Origin of the sequence: Acidovorax soli, from assembly GCF_014207955.1 — a bacterium.
GTDB classification, from domain to species: domain Bacteria; phylum Pseudomonadota; class Gammaproteobacteria; order Burkholderiales; family Burkholderiaceae_C; genus Acidovorax; species Acidovorax soli_A.
Map to the genome: position 1 here is coordinate 1 of NZ_JACHLK010000036.1, position 17,405 is coordinate 17,405.

At 69.4% G+C, this 17,405-nt stretch carries 15 protein-coding genes; 9 read left to right on the forward strand and 6 right to left on the reverse strand.

Features of this window, described 5'->3' with window-relative positions; genetic code table 11:
* The first annotated feature begins 206 nt into the window (after positions 1-206).
* Genes HNP48_RS34860 through HNP48_RS34880 form a run of 5 tightly spaced genes read left to right on the forward strand, consistent with a single transcriptional unit; the run spans position 207 to position 4,708 of the window.
* Positions 207-839 (forward strand): PepSY-associated TM helix domain-containing protein, encoded by a 633-nt coding sequence (locus HNP48_RS34860; protein WP_184866219.1) that lies wholly within the window; start codon positions 207-209, stop codon positions 837-839.
* A gap of 18 nt (positions 840-857) precedes the next feature.
* Positions 858-1,400 carry a DUF2271 domain-containing protein gene (locus HNP48_RS34865; RefSeq protein WP_184866220.1) on the forward strand — a complete coding sequence of 181 codons (543 nt, stop codon included), beginning with the start codon at positions 858-860 and terminating at the stop codon, positions 1,398-1,400.
* A 24-nt stretch (positions 1,401-1,424) separates the two neighbouring features.
* A complete protein-coding gene (locus tag HNP48_RS34870) occupies positions 1,425-2,225 on the forward strand; it encodes a DUF4198 domain-containing protein (RefSeq protein ID WP_184866222.1) in 801 nt (266 codons plus the stop codon).
* A gap of 21 nt (positions 2,226-2,246) precedes the next feature.
* Entirely contained in the window at positions 2,247-3,311 is a 1,065-nt protein-coding gene (locus tag HNP48_RS34875; RefSeq protein ID WP_184866224.1) for an FAD:protein FMN transferase, read from the forward strand.
* Positions 3,311-4,708 (forward strand): sulfite reductase subunit alpha, encoded by a 1,398-nt coding sequence (locus tag HNP48_RS34880; protein WP_184866226.1) that lies wholly within the window; start codon positions 3,311-3,313, stop codon positions 4,706-4,708. Before HNP48_RS34875 ends, HNP48_RS34880 begins: the two co-directional genes overlap by 1 nt.
* Positions 4,709-5,457: 749 nt before the next feature.
* Here the strand turns inward: HNP48_RS34880 and HNP48_RS34885 are convergent.
* The gene (locus HNP48_RS34885; protein ID WP_184866228.1) at positions 5,458-5,808 is read right to left on the reverse strand and encodes an Mpo1-like protein; all 351 of its coding nucleotides are present in this window, start codon (positions 5,806-5,808) and stop codon (positions 5,458-5,460) included.
* A gap of 131 nt (positions 5,809-5,939) precedes the next feature.
* On the opposite strand from HNP48_RS34885, the gene HNP48_RS34890 reads away from it, so the two are divergent.
* On the forward strand, positions 5,940-7,163 hold the full coding sequence (locus HNP48_RS34890; protein ID WP_184866230.1) for a DUF418 domain-containing protein: 1,224 nt from the start codon (positions 5,940-5,942) through the stop codon (positions 7,161-7,163).
* Here the strand turns inward: HNP48_RS34890 and HNP48_RS34895 are convergent, their stop codons facing one another.
* The 5 genes from HNP48_RS34895 to HNP48_RS34915 are packed head-to-tail and all read right to left on the reverse strand — an operon-like array spanning position 7,164 to position 13,559.
* A complete protein-coding gene (locus HNP48_RS34895) occupies positions 7,164-8,888 on the reverse strand; it encodes a GDYXXLXY domain-containing protein (protein ID WP_184866232.1) in 1,725 nt (574 codons plus the stop codon).
* On the reverse strand, positions 8,885-9,868 hold the full coding sequence (locus HNP48_RS34900; protein WP_184866234.1) for a DUF2157 domain-containing protein: 984 nt from the start codon (positions 9,866-9,868) through the stop codon (positions 8,885-8,887). The genes HNP48_RS34895 and HNP48_RS34900 overlap by 4 nt, the downstream gene beginning before the upstream one ends.
* Positions 9,869-9,886: 18 nt before the next feature.
* Positions 9,887-10,696, reverse strand: a complete 810-nt coding sequence (locus tag HNP48_RS34905) for an alpha/beta fold hydrolase (RefSeq protein ID WP_184866236.1) — start codon at positions 10,694-10,696, stop codon at positions 9,887-9,889.
* A gap of 59 nt (positions 10,697-10,755) precedes the next feature.
* Entirely contained in the window at positions 10,756-12,222 is a 1,467-nt protein-coding gene (locus HNP48_RS34910) for a DUF4303 domain-containing protein (RefSeq protein ID WP_184866238.1), read from the reverse strand.
* 29 nt (positions 12,223-12,251) lie between these two features.
* Positions 12,252-13,559 (reverse strand): O-acetylhomoserine aminocarboxypropyltransferase, encoded by a 1,308-nt coding sequence (locus HNP48_RS34915; protein WP_184866240.1) that lies wholly within the window; start codon positions 13,557-13,559, stop codon positions 12,252-12,254.
* 111 nt (positions 13,560-13,670) lie between these two features.
* On the opposite strand from HNP48_RS34915, the gene HNP48_RS34920 reads away from it, so the two are divergent.
* The 3 genes from HNP48_RS34920 (at position 13,671) to HNP48_RS34930 (ending at position 17,244) form a co-directional block, all read left to right on the forward strand.
* A complete protein-coding gene (locus tag HNP48_RS34920; RefSeq protein ID WP_184866250.1) occupies positions 13,671-14,120 on the forward strand; it encodes a CBS domain-containing protein in 450 nt (149 codons plus the stop codon).
* Between the two features lie 233 nt (positions 14,121-14,353).
* On the forward strand, positions 14,354-15,451 hold the full coding sequence (aroC, locus tag HNP48_RS34925) for a chorismate synthase (protein WP_184866258.1): 1,098 nt from the start codon (positions 14,354-14,356) through the stop codon (positions 15,449-15,451).
* Positions 15,448-17,244 (forward strand): bifunctional UDP-sugar hydrolase/5'-nucleotidase, encoded by a 1,797-nt coding sequence (locus HNP48_RS34930; RefSeq protein ID WP_184866260.1) that lies wholly within the window; start codon positions 15,448-15,450, stop codon positions 17,242-17,244. The genes aroC and HNP48_RS34930 overlap by 4 nt, the downstream gene beginning before the upstream one ends.
* Positions 17,245-17,405 lie beyond the last annotated feature (161 nt).

Consider the following 17,405-nt stretch of genomic DNA (forward strand, 5'->3'; position numbering starts at 1 on the left):
CGAGCCTTCCATGGCATGGGGACCTCCGGCGAAAGTTCGCCCAAAGTGTTCACCATGTCCTCGCACACCTGTTCACCATGTCCCCGGTCTATACACCAAGGTAAAGATTGTGCAAATGCAAATGGTTGTCATTCTCTGAAACTAGAATCCTGGGTTCTGCATCCCCGCGCCGAGCCCGTTGCTGCCTGCGCGCACCTCTTCCAGGAATGAACAAACCACAGGACAATCGGCGCCGGTCCTACTGGCTCAAGACGCTGCACGAATGGCATTGGGTCAGTTCGGCCCTGTGCCTCATCGGCATGCTGCTGTTCGCGGTCACCGGCTTCACGCTCAACCATGCCGGGCAGATCGAGGCCAAGCCCCAGGTCGTGAGCCAGCAGGCCACGCTGCCCGACACGCTGCTCACCACGCTCAAGGCTGTGCCGCCACCGCCCAAGGACCGCGGGCCACTGCCTGCGGCGCTGCAGGAATGGGCGCGCACGCAGTGGGCGGTGGATGCACAGGGGCGCGAGGCCGAGTGGTCGGCCGATGAGATCTACGTCTCGCTGCCGCGCCCCGGTGGCGACGCCTGGCTGCGTGTGAACCTGGCCGATGGCGAGGCCGAGTACGAGCGCACCGACCGGGGCTGGATCTCCTACCTCAACGACCTGCACAAGGGCCGCAACACCGGCGCCGCCTGGAGCTGGTTCATCGACATCTTCGCCGCCGCCTGCCTGGTGTTCACCGTCACCGGGTTGTTCATCCTCAAGATGCATGCGGGCAACCGCCCCTTCACCTGGCCCATGGTGGGCATGGGCCTGGTGATCCCCGTGGTGCTGGCGCTCCTGTTTATCCACTGAACCGAAAGAAGTAGAGAAATGCCTGTGACAAACCACTTGCGCTCGCACTTGCACCTGCGCTACAGCATGGCGCTGGGTGCCTGCCTGGGGGCCCCGGCCTTCGCGGCCGGCCTGGGCGTGGGCGTGGAGATCCCGCGCCTGGACGTGGCCGAGTACCACCGCCCCTATGTGGCGATGTGGGTCGAGCGCGCCGACAACACGGTGGCCTCGACCCTGGCCGTCTGGTACGACGTGAAGCTCAAGAACGACGAGGGCACCAAGTGGCTCAAGGACCTGCGCCAGTGGTGGCGCCGCACCGGCCGTGACCTGGCCATGCCCGTCGACGGCGTGACCAGCCCCACGCGCCCTGCGGGCAAGCACCAGCTGGCCTTCAATGAAGGGACCAAGCAACTGGCCACGCTGCCTGCCGGCAGCTACAAGCTGGTGATCGAGGCCTCGCGCGAGGTCGGTGGCCGTGAGCTGGTGACGATTCCCTTCACCTGGCCCGCCGCCAAGGCCCAGCAGCTGAGCGCCAAGGGCAGCAGCGAGCTCGGCGAGGTCACCCTGGACCTCAAGCCCTGACACCCCCATCCCCGGAGACTTTCCATGCAATTCAAGACCCGTATCGCCACCTGCATCGCTCTGCTGTGCGGTGCCTTCTCGGCCCAGGCCCACAATGTCTGGCTGCTGCCATCGACCACCGTGCTCTCCAAGGCCGAGTGGGTCACGGTGGACGCCGCCGTGTCCAACGACCTGTTCTTCTTCAACCATGTGCCGCTGGGCCTGGACAACCTCATGGTGACGGCACCCGATGGCGCGTCCATCAAGCCCGAGAACGCGCACCGCGGCAAGCTGCGCAGCGTGTTCGACCTGAACCTCACGCAGCCGGGCACCTACCACCTGGCCGTGGTCAACAGCGGCCTGAGTGCCACCTACAAGGACAAGGCCGGCCAGAACAAGCGCTGGCGTGGCACGGCCGAGAAGTTCGCGGCCGAAGTGCCGGCCGACGCGCAGGACCTCAAGGTGACGCAGTCCGCCGGCCGCATCGAGACCTTCATCACGGTGGGCAAGCCCAGCGCCATCAAGCCCACGGGCAAGGGCCTGGAACTGGTGCCCGTGACGCACCCCAACGACCTGGTCAAGGGCGAGAAGGCCACCTTCGCCTTCCACGTGGACGGCAAGCCTGCGGCCAACCTCGACGTGGTGCTGGTGGCCGGTGCCACGCGCTACCGCGACAAGGTCGGCGAGATCAAGGCCACGACCGATGCCAAGGGCGAGTTCAGCGTGACCTGGCCTGCCGCCGGCATGTACTGGGTGGATGCCGACGCCAAGGACGACAAGACCTCGCTGCCCCAGGCCAAGGAACGCCGGCTGTCGTACGTCGGTACCCTGGAAGTCTTGCCTTGAGCGTGGCTTGAGGTCTTGCGGATGAAGGTGCATTACGGCCCCGGGTTCGGGCGCGCAGCGGCTGGCGCTGCGCCGCTTGCCGCCCGGGTGTCGTTTGGCGGGGTCGGCCATGCCGCCCCGCATGCACCCGTGCGCGCGGCCGACTCCACGGCCTTGCAGACCCTGGCTGGCGAGGCCATGGGCACCACCTGGTCGGTGCGCTTGCATAACCCGCAGTTTGCGCCGCTCGCGCCCGTGCGCGCCGCCATCGAAGCCGCGCTGGCGCTGGTCGTTCGGCAGATGAGCAACTGGGAGCCGGATTCTGAGGTCTCGCGCTTCAACCGCGCGCCAGCGGGCGGCTGGCACACGCTGTCGCCCGAGTTCTTCGCGGTGCTGCAGGCCGCGCGCCAATGGGCCCAGGCCAGTGGCGGTGCGTTCGATGTGGGTGTGGGGGCGCTGGTGGATCGCTGGGGCTTTGGCCCTCGGCCCGATTCGCACGCGGACCACGCCGCGCCGGCCGCGATGCCGTCTGCGCAGGAGCTGCAGGCGCTGCGCCCTGGCGCAGGCCTGGTGTTGCGCAACGATGCCATGCAGGTGCTGCAGCCCGGTGGTCTGCAGCTGGACCTTTCGGGCATCGCCAAGGGCTATTCGGTGGACCTGGTGGTGCAGGCCCTGCAGGCGCAGGGATGGACCGATTTCCTGGCCGAGGTGGGTGGCGAACTGCGCGCCAGTGGCACGCGGCCCGGTGGACAAGCCTGGCGCGTGGCCGTGGCCGGCGGAGAGGGCGCGCTGCCGCTGGTGGGCATGGCCATCGCCACCTCGGGTGATCACTGGCATGCCTTTGAGCATGCCGGGCGCCGCTACTCGCACACCATTGATCCGCGCACCGGTGAGCCGGTGGCGCATGCGCTGGCCAGCGTGACCGTGCTGCACGCCGAGTGCATGCATGCCGATGCGCTGGCCACGGTGCTCACGGTGCTGGGGCCGGTTGACGGCCTGGCCTTTGCCACGGGGCAGGGCGTGGCCGCGCTGCTGTGCGAGCGCACGGACCAAGGGGTGCAGTGGACCGCGACCCCGGCCTGGCGCGAGCGCTTTCCTGAATTTTGATGAACGTTTCTGACCCCACTGTGCGGCTGGCCGCGGCCGCCGCTCTGGTGCTGCTGTATGCCGCCATGTGTGCCGCCATCTGGCTGCGCGAGCGGCGCAGGCACCAGGCGCAGGCCGCACAGGCCCAAGCCCTGGCATCGGCGCGCGAAGGCGTGCAGCCGCTGCTGGTGGTCTATGCCAGCCAGACCGGCCAGGCCGAGGAGCTTGCGCGCGAGACCGCGCGCCTGCTGCACACGGCCGGCGAGCCTGTGCACCTGTGTGCGCTTGATCGGCTTGATGCAGGCCTGCTGGTGCGCAGCCGGCGTGCGCTGTTCCTGGCCAGCACCTATGGCGAGGGCGATGCGCCCGACAATGCCGCGGCCTTCCAGGAGGCGTGCATGGGGGCCAGCGCAGACAGCGCGCCAGACCTGTCGCAACTGCAGTACGGCCTGTTGGCCCTGGGCGACCGGCAGTACACGCACTTCTGCGGCTTTGGCCGCCAGCTCGATGCCTGGTTGCGCGCGCGTGGCGCGGTGCCGCTGTTCGAGCGCGTGGAGATGGACAACGGCGACCCGGCAGCCCTCACGGCCTGGCAGCACCAGCTGGCGCAGGTGTCGAGCCTGAGCGAGCTGCCTGCGTGGGAAGCCCCCGCGTTTGCGCAATGGACCCTGGCTGCGCGCAGCCACCTGAACCCGGGCAGTGCGGGCGCCGAGGTGCACTTGGTGGAACTGACGCCGCCCGCTGGCGAGCCTGCGGCATGGGAGTCCGGCGACCTGGTGCAGGTCTGCGTGCCGAGCGACATCGCACACCCGCGCGAATACTCGATCGCCTCGCTCGCCAGCGATGGCCGGGTGCACCTGGTGGTGCGCCAGGCCACGCGCGACGACGGTACGCCGGGCCTGGCATCGCACTGGTTGACGCATGGCGCGCCCGTGGGTGAGGCCGTGCAGATGCGCCTGCGCGCGCACCGCAACTTCCGGCTGGAGGACAACGCGGCGCGCCCGCTGATTCTGGTGGGCAACGGCACGGGCATTGCCGGCCTGCGCGGCCATCTGCGGGCCCGCGCACAAGCCGGAGCCGGGCAGCCCAACTGGCTGCTGTTCGGCGAGCGCCATGCGGCGCACGATTTCCTGTTCCGCGATGAGCTGCAGGCCTGGCAGACCGGCGGTGTGCTCACTCGGCTGGACCTGGCCTTTTCGCGCGACGACCCGGCCCGCAAGGTCTACGTGCAGGACCTGTTGCAGGAGCATGCGGCGACCGTGCGCGCCTGGGTCGAGGATCGGGGTGCTGCCATCTATGTCTGCGGCAGCCTGCAGGGCATGGCGCAAGGCGTGGACCTTGCGCTCACGGGGCTGCTGGGTCCGGCGCCGATGGCGGAGTTGGTGCGCAGCGGGCGCTATCGGCGGGACGTTTACTGAAATGGCGTGGGACGCGCCTCGACGGAGGCCGGGGTCTTGGCCTGTGCTTCGTGCCTGTGTGGGGTGGGATGCGGGCTGTGGGATGTGGGATGTGCACCCGGCGGTGTGGCTGTTTTGACGGCACTCCTGTGCTGAGGGCGGGAGCCGGGTCTCGGCCCGGCGGCCGAGGTACTTCTTCTTTGCTTCGCCAAAGAAAAGTACCCAAAAGAAAGGCGACCCCGCTGCCCGTGTCCCCCTCGCCGGGGGCGAGGGGGCAGCCTGCGATGCTCGGTCCTGGGGTGCACCGTGGAACTCGCTGCGTTCCCCCTGCGGGTGAACTGCGCTCAAACATCCACGGTGAGTCAGACAACGATGCGCGTGTCCTTCGGCACGCGCTCACCCCAGGCCCTGTGCTTCTCGGCACGGTCAGAAGGGGGTGGATACCGACACGGGCCATTGCTTCGCTCGGCCCGATCTGCCTCGCTGCGCTTGGCCTGGGCAGGGCGCTCGCGCCCAAGCGGTCGGCAGCGCGCAGCGCGAACCAACACCCGGCGCAGCTGCGAAAGCAGCAGCCGTCTTTGACCCCGCTCCCACCCCAGGACCGAGCATCGCAGGTTGCCCGCCGCGAAGCGAAGGGACGCAGACAGCGGGGCGCTGTTTCTTTGCCTACTTTCTTTTTGCGCAAAAAGAAAGTAGGTGCGCCGCCGGGCGCACATCCCGGCTCCCGCCCTTCACCAAAGCATGCGGCCCAAACGAGAACAAGGAAAGACTCAGAACGGCACGCGCCCCAACCAGATATCCCGGTACATCGCCCAGTCCCCCATGAAGCTGTACAGAGGCCGCTTGAAGCTCGCAGGCTTGTTCTTCTCAAACCCGAAATGCCCCACCCACGCAAACCCATACCCGCACAGCAGACCGACCAGCAAAAAGGACGGCTGCCGCGAAATCACGGCCCAGGCCACGCACAGGAGTGACAAGGTCGATCCCACGAAATGCAGCCGCCGGCAGGTGCGGTTGCTGTGCTCGGTCAGGTAGAACGGGTAGAACTCGGCAAAGCTCTTGAAGGCGCGCGGATCGGTGGGGGCCGTGGCCTTGTCCGCAGCAGGGGCGCTGATGTCCATGGTCTTGTCTCCGTGGGTAATACTTGTGGTTCGCTTTATACGCCCATGCACGCCCGGATGGGAGTGCCGCACTTGACAGTGCGCCATGGGAACCCCATCCCCCCGCCGCCTGCGGCAGCCCCTCCCTCACCATGACGCCAACCGGATCGACCGCAGGCCCGCCACGCGAACATGCCATCGACGCACTGCGTGGCTTCGCCCTGTTGGGCATCCTGGTCGTCAACGCAGGCAGCTTTGCGTCCACCTACTTCGGCCTCGGCGTGGCCGACCCGGCGTTCTCGCGGCCCGTGGACCATGCCGTGCGCTGGTTCGTGGCCCTGGTCTTCGAGACCAAGTTCTACCTCTTGTTCTCACTGCTGTTCGGCTACAGCTTTGCCTTGCAGATGGACTCGGCAGAGCGCTCGGGCAGCGCCTTCGTGCCGCGATTCCTGCGGCGCATCGTGGGACTGCTGCTGCTGGGGCTGGCCCATGCCTGGCTGCTGTTCTCGGGCGACATCCTGGTGACCTACGCGCTGCTGGGCTTGCTGCTGCTGTGGATGCGCCGGCTGCGGCCGGGCACTGCGGTGGCACTGGCCATGGTGCTGCTGGCGCTGGTGTCGCTGGGCTGGGGGCTGCTGGCCTGGCTGATGTCGCTCGCGCCGCCCATGGACTGGCCCCTGGCCGAGGTCCATGCCAAGGCCCAGCAGGCCGCGCAGGCCTACCGCGCGGGGGCTCTCGAAGCCATTGCCCAGCGCGGGCGCGACATGGCCGATGGCGTCTGGTTCGTGCTGGTGTTCGTGCAGGGGCCTTGCGCGCTGGCCATGTTCCTGCTGGGGTTGGCGGCCCACCGCTCGGGCTACCTGGCCGCCGTGGCGCAACAACCAGCGCGCCTGCGCCGGTGGCTGCTGTGCTGCCTGCCGGTCGGCGGGACCGGCGCCCTGCTCTATGCCACGGTGCAGACCAGCCTGGTGCGCCAGAGCGACCATGTCTCTGCCGCGGTGCTGGCGGTGGACCTGGCCACGGCACCGTTCCTCACGCTGGGCTATGTCGCCGCGCTGCTCTGGGTGCTGCAGCACAGCCGCCACGGCAAGGCGCTGGCCGCCTGGCTGGAATCTGCGGGCCGCATGGCGCTGTCCAACTACCTGCTGCAGTCGCTGGTGGGGGCGCTGGTGTTCACGGCCTATGGCCTGGCGCTGGTGGGGCGCGTGCCACCGCTCGCGGTGCTGCTGGGCTGCGTGGCGCTGTATGCGGCCCAGCTTGCGCTGAGCCGCCGCTGGATGGCACGGCACGCCTACGGGCCGGTGGAGTGGCTGCTGCGCGCCTTCACACTGCTGCGCTGGCCCGCGTGGCGGCGCGCCGCCACGCCGCCAGCATGATCACCGCCCGATGGGCGCGAGCTGGTCGTCCGCCATGCCCACGAGCAGGGCCTTGCCGTCCGGCTGCACGCGGAATTCACCGAAGCGCGCCTGTTCCCAGCGCTCTGCATCGCCCTCGGCGAAATACCAGCCGTCGGTCACCAGGGTCCAGTCGCCGTTCTTGGGCGTGAGCTGGATGCGGAACTCGCCGGGTGCCATGGGCGCATCGTATCTTTCCACGCGCTCCCAGGCCACCACGCCGCGCGCATCGAGCCGGCCCACGGCATAGGGCCGGCTGCCCAGCAGGCCCTCCACACCCGCGTCGCGGCGATCCAGCTCGGGCATGGGCGGCAGGGTGAAGCGCAGGCGCATGTAGTCGCCCTGCATCAGCGAACGCGGGTCCACCGGGGCCAGCGGCACATAGACCTTCTGGCCGTTGGCAATGGTGTGCTCCTTGTCGGCAATGGCGATGTTGGCCACGGCCACCGTGGCCAGCGCACTCAGCGCCAGCAGCCACGGGCCCAGGCGATGGCCCCAGTGGCGAGTGGCCACCGAGGCGGGCACGCCCGACCGTGGCGTGCGCAAGGCACTCCAGGCCAGCACGCCCAGCAAGGCGCCACAGCCCACGAGCACCATGGCCTTGGTGGCCAGAGGCCAGGCCAACTGGTAGTAAAAGCCGCCCATGATCCAGGCGCAGGCCAGCGCGGCCGCCGTGGCCTGGCCCCAACGGCGCGTCATGCCGGTGACCGCCAGGGCCAGCAGCGCACCGCCCAGCAACGGTGAGAACCAGCACAGCAGGGCCAGCACCAGGGCGACCACGGCGGCGCGGGGCTGGCGCAGGGCCGGCCAGGCGTGCTGCGCCAGGCCGGCGGCGCCCAGGGCCAACAGCACGCTCGCGGCCTGCACCATGCGCTGCAGCGCATGGGTGCGCAGCCCGACCTCCTGGCCGGCTTCGCGCAGGATTTCACCGCCGATGCCGGCGCCGAAAACGCCCCCCATCAGAAAGGTCTGGCCCGAGAGGCCGCAGAGGCCCCAGAGCAAGGCCAGCAGCCAGCCGCAGGCGAGCGGCTCGAGCAGCACGGCAACCCGGTTGCCCAGATCCCCGCGCCCCAGGGCCTGGCGCTGCCACAGCAACAGCCCCACCCACACCGCGAGCACCGCGTGCACCATGCTCCACGGCACCAGGGGCGACAGGGCCCAGCGGCCCTCGCTGCCCGGCCAGAGGACCACCGCGAACAGCACGGCCGCACCCGCACCCAGCAGGGTGCGCAGCCAGGGCAAGGGCACCAGCACCGCCACGCCCAGTGCCACCGCCAGCATCACGGCGGCGGCCGGCTGGGCGCCCATGTCGCGCCCCAAGGCAAAGCCGAGCAGGAGGGCGCCCGTGAGCAAGGCCGGGAACGCCAATTGCTCCAGGAAAATCGGCAAGTCGGCCTTGCGCAGGGCCGCCGTGGCGCCGGCCAGCACGGCCGCTCCGACAAAGTAGGCGCCCGCGCCGTCCACGATCCATTCGCCAAACAGCACAGCGAACAGGGCCAGCAGGGGCAGCGCTGCCAGCCACGCCCCCAGGGCTGTGAGCAGCACCACGGGCCAGGGCCGCGCGGGGCCGGTCGCCTTGCGCGCATCGCCTGCCGTGGCGTGCGCGGGCAGCACGCCCTGGGCCACCGCGCCTTGCACGATGGTATCGAGGGCGGTGGGTTTCACCGCGGCCGTGCCTGGTGCGTCGAGAGAGTGGTCGCTGCTCATGCCGACTCCCCTTGCGCAGCCGCAGCGCGGCGCGCCAGGCGCGTCACCGCGCTGACCGTGGCGGCCAGCATGCCGGCGGCCACCAAGCCGATGAGCAGCAGCGAGCCCACGAAATCGTCGAAGCGGGAGTTCGAGAACATGGCCCGCGCCAGCCCCGTGACCAGCAGGATGTTGAGCCCCAGCGCCGCACCGCTGAGCAGGAAGATGTCGAAGTGGCTGCGCAGGCTGACCAGTGCGGCCGCAACGGCCAGCAGCACCAGGCCCAGGCCGTAGTGCCCCGCCACGGGCGAATGGAACAGGCCGCCGAGCGCGGTGAGCGTGACCATCATCAGCGCCAGCGTGCCGGCCGTGCGCAGCGCCCACGGGCCCGCGCCGGTGAGGCGCTGCAGCTGCGGCAGCATGGCGGCGGCCACGGCCATGGCCGCCCCCAGGGAGACCAGGTGCACGGTCATGTCTGCGGGCGACACGCGCCAGCGGTGCCCGGTGTGTGCCTGCGCCCACAGCGAGATGCCCACCATGGCCACCAGATTCCAGGGCACCCACACCGCGTCGCTGCGCACGGCCAGCGCCAGGGGCAAGGTGAGCGCGGCCCACAGCGCAAACAGCTGCCACGGATCGGCGCCGGTCTGGTAGGTCTGGCCGAAGTAGGCGAACAAGGCCCCCGTGCCCAACAGCGCCAGCACGGCCAGCGGTGCGCGGGCCCCGGCACGCAGCGCGGCGCCCGCACACATGGCCAGCACAAAGCCCTGCAGAAGTGCAAAGCGCATGAAGCGGCCCAGGCTCTCCCAGTTGGCCGCGATCCACATCACGATGCCCAGCCCGCCCAGTGCCGCCGCCAGCACGGCCACCGTGCGCCACAGCACGGTGTGCAGGTTCGCGGGCTGCCGGTCGAAGCCGGCCAGGCCCAGCAGGCGCCTGGCGGTGCCCTGGTCCAGGGTGTGCTGGCGCGCCAGCTCGAGCAGGTCGGTGCGCAAGGTCATGGTGGGGTCCGCGTGGTCTTATTGGGCCAGGAAGTCCCGGATGGCCATGAGCGTGCCGTCCGGCGCCTCGCTCATCTGGTTGTGGCCCACGGGCAGGCTGGTGGTGTGCACCGCCTTGCCCGCAGCGCGCGCGGCCGCCACCAGGCCCTGGGCGGCCTTGGGGGCGGTCATCTGGTCCTGCGCACCCAGCGCAAACAGCACCGGGCACTGCACGGCCGCAATGGCCTGCTCGCCATTGGCATAGCTGTCGCAGGCCACGAAGCCGCGGTGGAATACATTCACCGCGCTGTTGCTGCGCAGCACCTTGCGGCCCAGCGCCATGCCCGCGTTGTAGACCCAGAAGCCCGCGCCCGAAGGCGGCGCCAGCGTGCTGCGCGAGAACACGTTGACCATGCGCAGCGCTTTCTCGGGCTCGTTGAGCGCCGCGTCGATCAGTGCGGGCGAAACCTTCATCGGGTAGGCCGTGCCCACCAGCACCAGATGGCTCACGCGCTCGCCCAGCCGGGCCGCGGCCTCCAGCGCGATCAGCGAGCCGAAGCTGTGGCCCACCAGGGCGGCGCGCTGCACGCCCGCGGCATCGAGCAGTGCGGCGACGAAGTCCGCGCCGGCCTCCACGCTGGCCGGGGCTTCGCCCGCGCTGCGGCAGTGGCCGGGCAGGTCCACCGCCAGCACGTTCCAGCCATGGTTGGCCAGGTAGCGGCTTTGCAGCGCCCACACGCTGTGGTCATTGAGCACGCCGTGGACCAGGACCACGGTGGGCAGTGCGGGGTTGAAGGCCTTGCCGCCGGTATAGCAGTAGGTGGTGTGGCCATTGACTTGGATCTGCATACGGATGGTTCCTCGGGTCGTCTCGTTCGTTGTTGGTTTGTCTCGGTTCGGTTTGCGGCTCAGCCAGGCGCTGCGGCGTCCCGCTCGTCCAGTTCGCCCAGCCAGCGCTGTGCTGCCGCGCGCACCTTCTCACTGGCATCGCCGGCCGCAAGGGCTTCGGCCAAAGGGCGCTGGCCGGCTGCCTGTTGCCGCCAGTAGCCCAGGGCGAGAACGGCCAGGTAGCGCACCGTCTCATCGCTGTCGTGCGCCGCGGCCTGCGCCAAAACCGGCACGCTGCGCGCACCGGCCTCGGCACCCAGGGCCCGGTCACCCAGCACCATGGCCGCATGCTGGCGCACCACGGTCAGCGGCGATTGCAGGCCGCGCAGGGCCTCACCCACCTCGTGCAGACGCAGGGTGCAGGTGCCCTTGCCGGGGCGCAGCCATGGTTCCACCAGCGGCAGCAGCGCAGGCCGCACGGCGGGCAGGGATTCGACAATGCGGTAGTCGAGCGGCAGCGGGTCCACCGCCCGGTCGCGGAACGGGCCATAGGGCGACGACAGGCCCTGGGCCACACACGCATCGCCCAGCGTGCCGGCCTGGGCCTGCTGCAGCAGCCAGGCGCTGTCGCCCAGATGGGCCAGCGCACCGGCGCAGACATTGCGCCCGGCCTGCGCCAGATGGCGCTGGCTGCTGCGCGGCACGGCCTGGAGCACATGGGTGCGCAAGGCCGCCAGCACCTCGGGCGTGGCCGCGCCGATCTCGCCCAGCAGGCGCGCGGCCTCGCACTGCGTCTCGGTGCGCGCCAGCAGGGGCAGCAGCGCCGGGATGGCCTTGGTGCCCAAGGCCCGCAACGCTGCCTGCGCCGCCGCGCCATGGCGCTGGGCCTGCTCGCGCGTCAGGCCCAGCTCGGGCGCGGGCTGCTGCGCCAGGCAGGCCAGGTGGTAGCGCAGGCGCTCGGCCTCGGGCAGCGCCGCCACGCGCGCCTCTTCGGCCAGGTCCGCGGCATGGCCTGGCAGCAGGCGCGCAAAGGCTTCGTCACCCAGGCAGCGCTGGGCCATGGCAACGCCCTCGTCGCTGTCCTCATGCAGCAGCACGGCAAAGCCAGGCGCAAGCCGGTCGGCCATGGGCGAGGTGCACAGGGCGTCGCGCAGGCGCTGGCACACCCTCACCAGGGCATCGATGCAGCGCTGGTCGGCGGCCTCCCACTGCGCCACGTCGCCCCCCTGGGCTTCGGCGGCCAGCGCCGCCTCGGCCGCAGCCATGGCAGTGCTGCCTGAGGCCATATCGGGCCAGCACCAGTCGGCCGGGTTCCAGCGCAGGCTGCAGAGCGTGCCTTCGCTGTCCGGGTCCTCCTGTGCCTCGGCCCATGCGGCCTCGCTGTTCATCGCCACCGAGGGCAGGTGGATGGGGCCGTCGTGCTCGCGGTAGATGCCCGCGAGCGCCACGGCATAGACATCGCCGCGCAGCGGGTGCGCCTGCAGCGCCGGCAGCACCAGCGCGAGCGCATCGTCCAGCAGCGTCTGCTCGAAGGCCTGCCAGTCCATGGCGGGTGCCGCCTTAGCCATCGCCGGGCTCAGGCCGCCTTCTCCGCGGCCTTGAGGGCGCGCTTGAGGTCGTCGATCAGGTCGTCGGCATCTTCCAGCCCGATGGACAGGCGGATCGTGCCCTGGGTGATGCCGGCATTGACCAGCGCCTCGTCGCTCATGCGGAAGTGCGTGGTGCTGGCCGGGTGGATCACCAGGCTGCGGCAGTCGCCCACGTTGGCCAGGTGGCTGAAGACCTTGAGCGCCTCGATGAACTTCTTACCCTGCTCGCGGTTGCCCTTGAGGTCGAAGCTGAACACAGAGCCTGCGCCGCGCGGCAGCAGCTTTTGCGCCAGGGCGTGGCTGCTGTGCGATTCGAGCAACGGGTGGCCCACGCGCGCCACGAAGGGCTGGCTGGCCAGGAACTCGACCACGCGCGCGGTGTTGCGCATGTGCCGCTCCATGCGCAGCGGCAGGGTCTCGATGCCCTGCAGGATCAGCCAGGCGGTGTGCGGGCTCATGCAGGCGCCGAAGTCGCGCAGGCCCTCGCGCCGTGCGCGCAGCAAAAAGGCGCCAACCGAGCTTTCCTCGCTGAACACCATGTTGTGGAAGCCCTCGTAGGGCGCCGTTAGCTCGGTGAACCTGCCCGCCGCACGCGGGCCGTCCCAGTCGAAGCTGCCGCCATCGACGACGATGCCGCCCACCACCGTGCCGTGGCCCGACAGGAATTTGGTGGCCGAGTGGTAGACCAGGTCGGCCCCGAGCTCCAGCGGCTTCATGAGCCAGGGCGAGGTCAGGGTGGAATCGACCAGCAGCGGCACGCCCGCCTCGTGCGCGATGGCGCTGATGGTGGGGATGTCCAGCACATCCAGGCCCGGGTTGCCCACGGTCTCGCCGAAGAACAGTTTCGTATTGGGCCGCACGGCGGCGCGCCAGCCGTCGATGTCGCCGGGCTTGACGAAGGTGGTTGCGATGCCGAAGCGCGACAGCGTGTAGTGCAGCAGGTTCTGCGAGCCGCCGTACAGCGCTGTGCTGGCCACGATGTGGCTGCCCGCGCCCATCAGCGTGCAGATGGCCAGGTGCAGTGCCGCCTGGCCGCTGGCGGTGGCGATGGCGCCCACGCCGCCTTCCAGGGCCGACACGCGCTGCTCCAGCACGGCATTGGTGGGGTTGCTGATGCGGCTGTAGACATGGCCGGGCCGCTCCAGGTTGAACAGCGAGGCGGCGTGGTCGCTCGATTCGAAGACGAACGAGGTGGTCAGGTGGATCGGCACGGCGCGCGCGCCGGTGGCCGGATCGGGGGTGGCGCCGGCGTGCAGCGCAAGCGTGTCAAAGCCGGGGTCGGAGTAACCGGGCATCCAATGTCTCCCATGTTGTCTGTACTGGCAGGCATTGTGGGCTATATTTGATCGGAAATAGCTGCGCCACCCCGATGGTGGCCGCCCCGCTCGCCCCATTGGAGACCGATCATGAAAGTCAGCGATATCCTTCGCGTCAAAGGCAACACCCTCTACACCGTCACCCCCGACGAACCGCTGGCCAACGCCGTGGACATCATGGCCGAGCGCGACATCGGCTCCCTGGTGGTGATGGAGCTCGGTGACCTGGTGGGCATGCTCACCTTCCGCGAGGTGATCCAGGCCATCGTGAAGAACGGCGGCAGCGTGGGCACGCTGCAGGTGCGCTCGGCCATGGACGACCACCCGCTGACCTGCACCCTCGAAACCGAGATGGACGAGGTGCGCCGCATGATGCTGGACCGCCACGCACGCTACATGCCCGTGATGGACAAGCGCATGCTCATGGGCGTGATCAGCTTTTACGACGTGGCCAAGGCCGTGGTGGACAGCCAGAACTTCGAGAACAAGATGCTCAAAGCCTACATCCGCGACTGGCCCGAGGAAGAAAAAGGCGGCTAGGCAGGGTACATCCCCCTGAGTCGCTTCGCGCCTTCCCCCTTCTCTCGAATGGCTACGCAATCCGGGAAGGGGGACGCAGCCAGTGCACGCAAGTGAAACGCCGTATACGCAGCTTGGCGGCCCTTGCACGGCTGCCCTGGCATGGGCCGCGCCAGTTTTATTGCATCGCACGGTAACCAGTCCAGCAGTTGCATCGCCAAAGTGGACTGCGCCACTCTGGGATAATCCTCCCCATGAGCGGCAACACCATCGGTACCCTATTCGCTGTCACCAATTTTGGTGAATCCCACGGCCCGGCCATTGGCTGCGTGATCGACGGCTGCCCGCCCGGCATGCCACTGACCGAGGCGGACATCCAGGGCGACCTGGACCGCCGCCGCCCGGGCACCAGCCGGCACGTGACCCAGCGCAACGAGCCCGACGCGGTCGAGATCCTCTCGGGCGTGTACGAGGGCAAGACCACGGGCACCCCCATCGCCCTCTTGATCCGCAACACCGACCAGCGCAGCAAGGACTACAGCAACATCGCCCAGAGCTTCCGCCCGGGCCATGCCGACTACACCTACTGGCACAAGTACGGCATCCGCGACCCGCGCGGCGGCGGCCGCTCGTCGGCCCGGCTGACGGCACCCACCGTGGCCGCCGGCGCCGTGGCCAAGAAGTGGCTGGCCCAGCAATACGGCACACAGTTCCGCGCCTGCATGACGCAGCTCGGCGAGCTGCCCATTGCCTTCGAGAGCTGGGACCATGTGCGCGAGAACCCCTTCTTCGCCCCCGTGGCCGACGTGCAGCAGTACGAGGACTACATGGACGCGCTGCGCAAGGCCGGCGACTCCTGCGGTGCGCGCATCCGCATCTCGGCCAGCGGCGTGCCCGTGGGCCTGGGCGAGCCGCTGTACGACAAGCTCGACGCCGACATCGCCCACGCGATGATGGGCCTGAACGCCGTCAAGGGCGTGGAGATTGGCGCCGGCTTCGAGAGCGTGGCCCACCGCGGCACCATGCACGGCGATTCGATGACGCCCCAGGGTTTTCGCACCAACCATGCGGGCGGCGTGCTCGGCGGCATCAGCACCGGGCAGGACCTGGAAGTCTCGATCGCGATCAAGCCGACCAGCTCCATCATCAGCCCGCGCGAATCCATCGACATCCACGGCCAGCCCACCGAGGTGATCACCAAGGGCCGCCACGACCCGTGCGTGGGCATCCGCGCCGCGCCCATTGCCGAGGCGCTGCTGGCGCTGGTGGTGATGGAGCACGCGCTGCGCAACCGCGCCCAGTGCGCGGACGTGGTGCGCGAGGTGGCGCCCATCCAGGCCTCCTTCCTGTGAGCGCCGCCACCCGCACCCGTGGCGCCCTGCTCGCATGCGCCACAGCGGCAGCGCTGGCTGCCGCAGGCCTGCTGGCCGGCTGCGCGGCCACACCCGTGGCCTCGCCCACGCACATCGATATCGGCCTCATCGCCTTCAACGACCTGCACGGCAACCTGGAGCCGCCACGCATGGCCTTGCACGTGGCCGCGCCCGACGGCAGCGGCCCGGCACGCGTGCCTGCGGGCGGCGCAGCCTACATGGCCAGTGCCATCGCGCACCTGAAGGCCCTGCACCAACACCATGCGGTGGTGGCGGCCGGCGACATGGTGGGCGCATCGCCCCTGGTGTCGGCCCTGTTCCTCGACGAGCCGACCATCGAGGCCGTCAACCGCATGGGCATCGACTTCAACGCCGTGGGCAACCACGAGTTCGACAAAGGCTGGCGCGAACTGCTGCGCCTGAAGAACGGCGGCTGCGAGAAGCACACCGTGCGCGAGCCCTGCCAGCTCAACCCGGGATTCCCCGGCACCAACTTCGGCCTGCTGGCGGCCAACACCTCGCACGAGGATGGCCGCCCGCTGCTGCCGCCCACGGGCATCAAGCGCTTCACCGAAGGCGGCGTGACGATCAGCGTGGGCTTCATCGGCCTGACCCTGCGCGGCACGCCCGCCATGGTCGCGCCTGCCGGCGTGGCCGGCCTGCGCTTTGCGGATGAGGCCGATACCGTCAACGCCCTCATCCCCGGCCTGCGCGCCCAGGGCGCCGATGTGATCGTGGTCATGGTGCACGAGGGCGGCGAAACCGAGGCCGCCCTGGGCGAGACCAGCTGCAAGGGCCTGAGCGGCGACATCGTGCCCATCCTGGAGCGGCTCGACCCTGCCGTGGACGTGGTGGTCTCGGGCCACACGCACCGCTCCTACCTGTGCGACTACGGCACCGTGAACCCCGCGCACCCGCTGCTGCTGACCAGTGCGGGCCTGTACGGCACGCATGTGACGGACATCTCTCTGCGCGTGGACACCGCCACCCGCCGCGTGGTGCGCAAGAGCGCGCGCCAGGTCATCGTGCAGGGCGAGGGCTTCACCAGCGGCCCCACCACCTTTGCCGTGGACAAACGCTTCCCCGTGTTCGCACGCGACGAGGGCGTGCATGCCATCGTGGAGCGCTACCGTGCCGCCGCCGAGCCCCAGGCCCAGCGCCCTGCCGGCCGCCTCACGGGCCCGGTGTCACGCGAGCCCGCGCCGTCGCTCGAAACCTCCATGGGCAACCTGATCGCCGATGCGCAATTGCTCGCTGCCCAGGGCCCTGGCCTCAATGCGCAGATCTCCTTCATGAATCCCGGCGGCGTGCGCGGCGTGCTGGTGCCCGGTGCCGATGGACAGGTGCGCTATGGCCAGATGTTCACGGCCCAGCCGTTTGGCAACAGCCTGATGGTGCATTCCTTCACGGGTGCGCAGGTCAAGGCCATCCTGGAGCAGCAGTTCGCCAGCGGCACCAACACGGCCCAGAGTCCACGCGTGCTGTCGGTCTCCAAGGGGTTCACTTACCGCTATGACCTGCGCTTGCCTGCGGGTCAGCGGGTGAGTGGTGTGCTGCTCAACGGGCAGCCGCTGCGTGCCGATGCGGTGTACCGGGTGGTGGTGAGCAGCTTCCTGGCGACGGGTGGGGACAATTTCACGGTGTTCACCCAGGGGGTGGATGGGCTGGGGGCGGGGCAGGATCTGGATGCTCTCGAGGGGTATTTTGCGGCCGCTGGCGGGGCTGTGGTGCCGCCGGCTACGGATCGGATTGTTCGGGTGGATTTGCCCTGATTTTTCTTGTTGCCGGCTTGGGCTTTTTCTAGCAGCGTGCTTTTGTTGAGTGCGGGAGCCGGGATATGCGCCCGGCGGCGCAGTAACTTTCTCTTGCGTCGCCAAGAGGGTGTAGAAAAAACAAAATACAATCCTGCAGCCTTGATTGAACAGGAACAATG

Coding starts and splice junctions, on each gene's coding strand:
- HNP48_RS34860 (WP_184866219.1), top strand. CDS start 207: ATGAACAAACCACAGGACAATCGGCGCCGGTCCTACTGGCTCAAGACG.
- HNP48_RS34865 (WP_184866220.1), top strand. CDS start 858: ATGCCTGTGACAAACCACTTGCGCTCGCACTTGCACCTGCGCTACAGC.
- HNP48_RS34870 (WP_184866222.1), top strand. CDS start 1,425: ATGCAATTCAAGACCCGTATCGCCACCTGCATCGCTCTGCTGTGCGGT.
- HNP48_RS34875 (WP_184866224.1), top strand. CDS start 2,247: ATGAAGGTGCATTACGGCCCCGGGTTCGGGCGCGCAGCGGCTGGCGCT.
- HNP48_RS34880 (WP_184866226.1), top strand. CDS start 3,311: ATGAACGTTTCTGACCCCACTGTGCGGCTGGCCGCGGCCGCCGCTCTG.
- HNP48_RS34885 (WP_184866228.1), bottom strand. CDS start 5,808: ATGGACATCAGCGCCCCTGCTGCGGACAAGGCCACGGCCCCCACCGAT.
- HNP48_RS34890 (WP_184866230.1), top strand. CDS start 5,940: ATGACGCCAACCGGATCGACCGCAGGCCCGCCACGCGAACATGCCATC.
- HNP48_RS34895 (WP_184866232.1), bottom strand. CDS start 8,888: ATGAGCAGCGACCACTCTCTCGACGCACCAGGCACGGCCGCGGTGAAA.
- HNP48_RS34900 (WP_184866234.1), bottom strand. CDS start 9,868: ATGACCTTGCGCACCGACCTGCTCGAGCTGGCGCGCCAGCACACCCTG.
- HNP48_RS34905 (WP_184866236.1), bottom strand. CDS start 10,696: ATGCAGATCCAAGTCAATGGCCACACCACCTACTGCTATACCGGCGGC.
- HNP48_RS34910 (WP_184866238.1), bottom strand. CDS start 12,222: ATGGACTGGCAGGCCTTCGAGCAGACGCTGCTGGACGATGCGCTCGCG.
- HNP48_RS34915 (WP_184866240.1), bottom strand. CDS start 13,559: ATGCCCGGTTACTCCGACCCCGGCTTTGACACGCTTGCGCTGCACGCC.
- HNP48_RS34920 (WP_184866250.1), top strand. CDS start 13,671: ATGAAAGTCAGCGATATCCTTCGCGTCAAAGGCAACACCCTCTACACC.
- aroC (WP_184866258.1), top strand. CDS start 14,354: ATGAGCGGCAACACCATCGGTACCCTATTCGCTGTCACCAATTTTGGT.